Origin of the sequence: uncultured Nostoc sp., assembly GCF_964245445.1 — a bacterium.
Taxonomy (GTDB): Bacteria; Cyanobacteriota; Cyanobacteriia; order Cyanobacteriales; family Nostocaceae; genus Nostoc.
The window spans coordinates 7,369-14,468 of record NZ_CAXTNE010000215.1 but is presented as its reverse complement, the minus strand read 5'-3'; the positions used below and the strand labels follow the sequence as shown (position 1 = coordinate 14,468).

Here is a 7,100-nt window from a genome sequence, read left to right as displayed (position 1 = left end):
GACGCATTAACATTGTATCGGGATGCATTGGCATTGCAGGGGAACGCATTAACATTGCATCGGGATACATTAGCATTGCGGGGTATTGCCAAATTTAATTCGCTACGGAATTAAGCATCACTTGTGCTTCAAGTTTTACCCTAGCTTCTGCTTCCAGAAATCCAGCTACTTGAGCCTCAATTTCATCCCGGACAATTTGGCGATACTCCAAGAAATGCTCAATTTGGGCACAAACAGCTAAGTAGCTACTCACCCCACCCGGATTATGCTTATACATGTTCCACAAGTTGCGCCAGAATTGCCACCGCGTTTGACGACGTACACCTTGGCGCCAGCAAATGATTAAAAACGCTCGGAGTACTTTCCAGTTCAATGGTTTCTTGGCAGCTTTGCCCTTTTTCGGGTAGGTTGCTTCGCCCAAAAGCCGGAAGTGTTTGTATGTACGCTCCAAAAACCGTTCTGGCTCATACAAATCACAGAATGCCTGCACATATTCACGAGCGATGTCTTCTAACGGTCGAGTTGGGACAAAGTTCATCAACGTAGTTTGGTTGATGTTGGCTGATTTATTGCGGAGTCGTCCTTCCTTTTCTAATCTATGCCAAAGCGCTGTATCTGGAAGCGCTTGCAGCATACTAAATAAGGCGGTGGGTATTGCTGTTTGCTCGACAAACTTGACAATTCGTGCGCCGGCTCCTACTTTCTCGCCATCAAATCCAATGATAAAGCCTGCCATAACTCGCAACCCTGAGCGGGTAATCTTATTCACCGCATCACTGAGTGAGTCTCTGGTATTCTGGTATTTCTGAGTGAAAGTAAGACTTTCTTCGTCCGGGGTTTCAATTCCTAGAAAAACGGCTCCAAAATTACACGCTACCATCAAATCCATCAGTTCTTGATCTTGGGCTAAATCAACTGAAGCCTCTGTGGCAAAGGAAAATGGATAATTATGTTCTACCATCCAGGGCAGAAGGGACTTCAAAAATAATTTGACATTCCGCTTATTGCCAATGAAGTTGTCATCCACCATAAAAATACTGCGTCGCCAACCCAGTTTGTAGAGATAATCTAGTTCTGCTAAGAGTTGCTCTGGGTTTTTGGTGCGGGGTTTGCGACCATATAGCACAATAATGTCGCAGAATTCACACTGGAAGGGACATCCACGCGAAAATTGCACCGACATCTCCGCGTAGGCTTCAAATTCTAGCAAGTCAAAGCGAGGAGTTGGAGTGTTGGTTACATCTGGTTTTTCACCACCAGAGCGAAAAATGCCTGTGCGATCGCCCCGTGCGATCGCTGCTACAAATAAGGGTAGGGTAATTTCCCCTTCGTCCAATATCAAGTAATCTGCTCCGGCGGATGTCATTTCATCTGGTAGCGCTGTCGGGAAGGGGCCACCCACAGCAACCCTTTTACCTCTCTGTTTTGCTTCTAATATTTGAGAGAGCAAATCCTCTTTTTGCACAATCATCGCCGACATAATAACCAAATCTGCCCAAGCCCATTCTGCTTCCGTACAGACGCGAACATTTCGGTCTACTAACTTATACTCCCATTCTTGAGGTAATATCGCAGCTACAGTTACCAAGCCTAAAGGCGGTAGCATTGCTTTACGGTCTAATAAAGCCAATGTTTTTTCAAAAGACCAAAAACTTTTTGGAAAACGGGGGTATAGAAGTAAAACATTCATATTTGACACTTGTAAACTTTCATCTTAGCTGCTGGTTGAATCTACATATAACTTAGCCACTCTGACAACACATTAGAGCAGCCTTTGTATCCAGTAGCTATAACCTCTACTATGACTGATTTAGACAAAGCAATATTTTTTAAGGGCAATTATTACTGCTTTTAGACTACAGAGGACTCAAAATTGCTCAAGAGTACGAGGAGTGCGATGTCTACGACGGGCAACGAATGGAGAGGCTATGCCAACGCCTACGCAATTTCCGAAAATCCTTAAACATGCATGTTTAAGGATTTAGCTAGAAAGACTAGAACTTGTAGGACAGTTATAAACCAGTAGCAGTTCAGTATCTGTTCTTTTTGTAACTTGGCAACTTGGCAGCTATGAGAAAATTAACTGTGTTATTTTCAATCCTATACAAGGTGTATTTGCACTTTCAAGCTATTTGGACGGGCTGCAACCCGTCTTTATTTATCTCTATAGAACTAGCCCTTTCAAGGTGAGTAAAAATTTTAGTCAATAAATTCCTCTTTAAGCTCTCTACTCTGTGTCCTCTGCGCCTCTGTGGTTAAATAAAATGCTTTTGAACCACAGAAATGCCGAAGGCGCAGAGAGAAAAAAAGAGATTTTACGAGTCACCTTGAAAGAGCGTAAGTCCTAATCTTGGGCGAAAGTTTAAGTTTAGGTACTCCCCCGTGATTACAGAAGCCCCACCCTCAGCTTTATGCTGGGTGGGGTAGTTCACCCTAGTACTCCTGAAAGCGGGTGCAGTATTGTTAAATGAAAGCTATGCTTAGTTTCAGCTTTCAGATACCGTTCTTGTAAGGGTTGCCACTTCTGCCACGACTGGTAGCGATTTTCAGTTAACAAAGCAGCAAGGGTAGGGAGTTCAGTCTGGATTTCTGACTTGAAGACATCTGTAAGCCAGTCAGTTAAGACAGCACTATCTTGCATCGTACCCAAAATTTCTTGGATATTTTTCACTTCTGTAAGATAAACTGCGTAAGACTCGCCATATAAGTCAGTAAATAACTCCATCTGGTAGCGTATACGTTTAGCTTCTTTTCGCAAACTGTGAATAATTTCACCTTCTGTTGTCAATTGTTTTTCTATCTTTTCTGGTTTCCAGTTTTTCTGGATTATCACTTCTGATTCCACAAATTCAGTGCCAACTAGCCAAGCCGGATGCAGTAAAAAACTACTCACTTCTGGTAAAAGTAAATCTGGTAGTACCTGCTGAATGGTAAAAGATGCTAAAGGTTGATAACTAGGTTTCTCTAACCACTTATCTAATACATCTTTTAGAGACTTGTAAGATTCATCTTTTAACGTTTTCTGTACGCTTAATTGTACATCTTCACGTTGTTTAGCTAAAGCGTTGAAAGCTGTTTTTAGAGATTCTTGCTCTTTGCGGGGTAAGTTTGGTTTGTAATTGTTTTCCAAACTTTCTTTAAGTACGTCTAAATCTCTCAGACTACCAAGACGACGGGCTATTTTACCAATATTTTTATCGTTAACTGGTTTCGGCAGATCCACCGCTAGCCCAAAGCTAGTTACAGATGTTCGTAAGCGACGCATTCCCACTCGCATTTGGTGCAACGCTTCTGGATCTTCATCTTTCTTTACTGATTTTTCCCACTTCAAGGTTTTCTTAAAATGTTTTTCAATCGCTTGGTAGGCGTAGTCCCCTAGAGTTTTTACCGTGGTTTGTGTGGCTAGTTTCATAATTGATCTTAAATGACATTACCTCATGAGGTTATTGAATAATAACATTAGTTAAAAATTTGTATCTAGTTTCAATATTTTTTATTCAATTGAGTATTATCTATTATGCTCATAAGCATTAATACTTGCATCCTCTTTAAGAAACATCCAATATCTCTCAAAGGTCTAAAGAGCAGATTCATCATAACGATTTCATATATACGATAGCTTTTACAAATATTTAGCCTAATTATTAAATCATTTATTATGATAACATAATTAATCTTTATTTTTGAAATCAAAAAATGTCAAACTCAAATTTGCTCAATCAAGTTTTCTTAACTTTTGTAGATAACTTTAAAGAACATAGAGAAGACTTATCTGCGCTGCTCCTAACACACCATAAATATTTATGGTTGGGGTCAGATGAAACCTCAACTATTGAACGTCTCTCTTTGGTTGATACTGATAAATTTACAGATCATCAACAATTTCGGGTAGCAGAATTTATTAATTTACCTGCGCCAGAAGAGCAAGAAATTGATATAGAAGGACTTGCTTACACAGATTATTACTTGTGGTTTGTTGGTTCTCATAGCTACAAACGCAAAAAACCGAAACCTGATAAAACCGATGCACAAAACTTTAAAAGGCTGGCAAAAATTGAATCAGAACCCAACCGTTATCTTTTAGCAAGGATTCCTTTGATAGACGGTAAGTTATTCTCATCTTGCCCACATCCCCAAAACCTAGATGTGCAATTGAATGCCGCTAAACTAGAGGTGACGAACCAGGGGAATTTGCTAATGACAGCTTTAGTAGATGACGCCCATTTAGGCTTATTTATCAAGGCTGGAACTGCGGGAAAAGATAACGGCTTTGATATTGAAGGAATAGGCATTTATCAAAACCGGATTTTTTTGGGTTTGCGTGGCCCTGTATTGCGGGGTTGGGCTGTTGTTCTGGAAATTGAGTTAGAAGATTCTAGCCCTGGAATTATGAAACTACAGCAAATTGGAGAAGCGAAGGAGTTATATAAAAAGCATTTTATCTGGTTGAATGGTTTGGGAATTCGGGATTTGTGTGTAGATGGAAATGATTTGTTGATTTTAGCTGGGCCAACGATGGATTTAGATGGGCCCGTGCAAGTTTATCGCTGGACAAATGGCGTTAACTTGCGAGAAAATGTTTTCAGCAATCCAGATTTTGTACAAGATATTCCCTATGGAAATCGGGAAGATCATGCTGAGGGAATGACGCTATTTCAGGATGTAGCTGGCGTACCTTCGCTATTAGTAGTTTATGACTCTCCAGCAAAAACTAGACTGGTGGGTGATAGTGGTGTAATAGCGGATGTGTTTAAGCTGGGATAATATGAATTTTGGATTTTGGATTGTTAAAGGTTAGTGGAGATTGCTTGTACAGGACAAGTGGGGATACACTGTTCGCAGACGATACAACGCGATCGCGTGAATGTGAGTTTGTATGTCTCTGGGTGGAGGGTGAGGGCTTCGGTAGGACAAACCCCAGTACACAAGCCACAGTGGACACACACATCCTCGTCGATCGCAATTTCGCCTAAGGTATGAGAAACATTAACATGGCGCGATCGCATCCACTCGATCGCCGCATCTAATTGATCGATATCTCCCGATAGTTCTACTACCAGTTTGCCAATTTGATTTGGGGCAACTTGGGCACGGATAATATTGGCGGCAACGTTGAACTCTTTGGCCAGTACGTAAGTGACTGGCATTTGTACGGCGCGTTTTGGGAAGGTAAGAGTTACTCGTTTTTTCACAGGTTTAACAGAGGATTTTTTCTGTTGTAGCGTATTGGGAGTTTTATGGCTTGAAAGATCCTTACTCAGTTAGAGGATGTAACGAGTATGGAATGCTGTGGTTTAATTACTTCAAAAGCACTGTAATTAATTTTGCAATTTAAGTTTATTGCTTGTTATCTGTTGTATCCATTTCTGCCTTATCCGGTCAAGTATTGGCAGATTGCGATCGCATTGTCCAAACCCTGACCAATCTACTGAGTAATGCCATTAAGTTTTCGTCTCCTGGATCTACGGTTTTGTTGGGGGCGTAACAACAAGGGAATGAAGTTTTGTTGACAGTCAAAGATACCGGACGTGGTATCCCATCTGACAAACTTGAGAGTATCTTTCTTTGAGCGCTTTCAACAAGTTGACTCTTCAGATTCACGTAACCATGATGGTACTGGTTTAGGTTTGGCAATTTGTAAGAGTATTATGCAACAGCACCGCGGACGCATCTGGGCTGAAAGTGTATTAGGCGAAGGTAGCACTTTTTACGTCACTCTATAGTTGTTTGGGACTTTTCAAAATACTGATTTAGAAGATTCCAACATTCCTCTAATTTATAGTCGTTATGAGCAAACTACAAATAGCCAACTAAGTCCAGATACAGAATTTTTGACTAAAGAGCGTGTGACTAACGAAGAATTTGAACAACGCATGATGGAGTTACTTCAACGAATTACCCTGAACCAACAAGAGGATAGTAGTAATGACAACAAAGCAAATTCTAGTGGTTGATAACGAGCAGTATATTCAAGAAATTGCCAAGATTTGCTTGGAAACAGTTGCAGGCTGGAAAGTTGAGACAGCGAGTTCTGGTAAAGAGGGCATAATAAAAGCCGAGACTTACCAACCAGATGCGATTTTACTAGATGTGATGATGCCAGAGATGGATGGTATCGCTACCTTTGAAAAATTACAAGCTAATCCGTTAACCAAAGCGATTCCAGTGATTTTATTAACTGCCAAAATCCAGGCTTCTGATCGTCGTCGCTATACCCAGATGGGAATGATCAGTGCGATCGCTAAACCATTCAATCCTCTAGAATTAGCCACTGAAGTAGCAATAGCGCTGGGTTGGAGTCTAGAGTAAGCTAAATAGCCCCTTTATCATCTATTAACCTCTTTCCCAACACGGAAAGAGTAAAAATTTAAAATCTTTCTCCTTTTAGGAGAAAGATTTTACAAATACCGTGGCAAGTCGGAGTGCCAGCGATCTTAATTTAATTATATCCATAAGTAATTGTGTAAGTTACAGGTTTATGTTATAGGCTTTAAAATTTTAATTTTTTCGATAAAATAATATATTAAAACTATATCTAAGGTAGTAGATTGATGAAAAAAACTAAACAAATACTGTCTAAGATATTACCAATCAATTTAACATTAGACTAGACTTAAGGCAGAAGAACAAGGAAATTATTTTAGTTAGTTTATTACTCAATAAACAACATACATCTCGATACTTTTGCTCGAAATATATGTTGCAGCAGTAGTTTAAAAATAGAAATATCTCTTTCTATTTTTCAGCAAATTGGTTAATAGCATAAGAACCATTTAATTTCAAACTCAGGATATCCCAATGAACGTAAATCAAAGTAAAAATTTGATCAAAATGCTTGCTAGTATCGTAGGAGTTGCTGGTACTAGTGCTTTAATTAGCCTTCCAGTATACGCTCTGCCTCAATCCAACTCTAGAAATTTGGAAACTAGCCAAGCCCCTACAGGTGATAGATTGTACTCCCAAGCAGGACAATCTACAGGTGGTTCTAGCACCGAAACCCAACAGTATCCAAATAGCGGTACTACCGGAACACAGCAATATCCAAATAACGGTACTACCGGAACACAACAGTATCCAAATAGCGGTACTACCGGAACACA

General features: G+C 40.1%; 6 protein-coding genes and 2 pseudogenes. 5 read left to right on the top strand and 3 right to left on the bottom strand.

The genetic code is table 11. The features are described from left to right. Positions 1-94 precede the first annotated feature (94 nt). Both ACFE90_RS27710 and ACFE90_RS27705 read right to left on the bottom strand, forming a co-directional pair. Complete coding sequence (locus ACFE90_RS27710) at positions 95-1,690, bottom strand: B12-binding domain-containing radical SAM protein (RefSeq protein WP_375505615.1); 1,596 nt, start codon at positions 1,688-1,690, stop codon at positions 95-97. A 738-nt stretch (positions 1,691-2,428) separates the two neighbouring features. Then, the gene (locus tag ACFE90_RS27705; protein WP_375505614.1) at positions 2,429-3,412 is read right to left on the bottom strand and encodes a CHAD domain-containing protein; all 984 of its coding nucleotides are present in this window, start codon (positions 3,410-3,412) and stop codon (positions 2,429-2,431) included. A 284-nt stretch (positions 3,413-3,696) separates the two neighbouring features. On the opposite strand from ACFE90_RS27705, the gene ACFE90_RS27700 reads away from it, so the two are divergent. Further along, positions 3,697-4,764, top strand: coding sequence for a DUF3616 domain-containing protein (locus ACFE90_RS27700; RefSeq protein ID WP_375505613.1), 1,068 nt, complete (start codon positions 3,697-3,699; stop codon positions 4,762-4,764). Positions 4,765-4,787: 23 nt separating this feature from the next. On the opposite strand, the gene ACFE90_RS27695 is transcribed toward ACFE90_RS27700, so the two are convergent. Beyond that, complete coding sequence (locus tag ACFE90_RS27695) at positions 4,788-5,192, bottom strand: NIL domain-containing protein (RefSeq protein ID WP_109009783.1); 405 nt, start codon at positions 5,190-5,192, stop codon at positions 4,788-4,790. A gap of 164 nt (positions 5,193-5,356) precedes the next feature. On the opposite strand from ACFE90_RS27695, the pseudogene ACFE90_RS27690 reads away from it, so the two are divergent. The 4 genes and pseudogenes from ACFE90_RS27690 to ACFE90_RS27675 form a co-directional block, all read left to right on the top strand. Further along, positions 5,357-5,723, top strand: a pseudogene (locus ACFE90_RS27690) (sensor histidine kinase); the annotation flags it as partial. Next, positions 5,724-5,954: a hypothetical protein gene (locus ACFE90_RS27685; RefSeq protein ID WP_375505612.1), complete on the top strand. Its 231-nt coding sequence runs from the start codon at positions 5,724-5,726 to the stop codon at positions 5,952-5,954. Next, positions 5,926-6,309 (top strand): response regulator, encoded by a 384-nt coding sequence (locus ACFE90_RS27680; protein WP_375505611.1) that lies wholly within the window; start codon positions 5,926-5,928, stop codon positions 6,307-6,309. Before ACFE90_RS27685 ends, ACFE90_RS27680 begins: the two co-directional genes overlap by 29 nt. Before the next feature lie 489 nt (positions 6,310-6,798). Then, positions 6,799-7,100: pseudogene (locus tag ACFE90_RS27675) on the top strand (hypothetical protein); the annotation flags it as partial.

Bases quoted from the DNA above. Each gene is read 5' to 3' on its own strand.
- ACFE90_RS27710 (WP_375505615.1), bottom strand. From the start codon at position 1,690: ATGAATGTTTTACTTCTATACCCCCGTTTTCCAAAAAGTTTTTGGTCT.
- ACFE90_RS27705 (WP_375505614.1), bottom strand. From the start codon at position 3,412: ATGAAACTAGCCACACAAACCACGGTAAAAACTCTAGGGGACTACGCC.
- ACFE90_RS27700 (WP_375505613.1), top strand. From the start codon at position 3,697: ATGTCAAACTCAAATTTGCTCAATCAAGTTTTCTTAACTTTTGTAGAT.
- ACFE90_RS27680 (WP_375505611.1), top strand. From the start codon at position 5,926: ATGACAACAAAGCAAATTCTAGTGGTTGATAACGAGCAGTATATTCAA.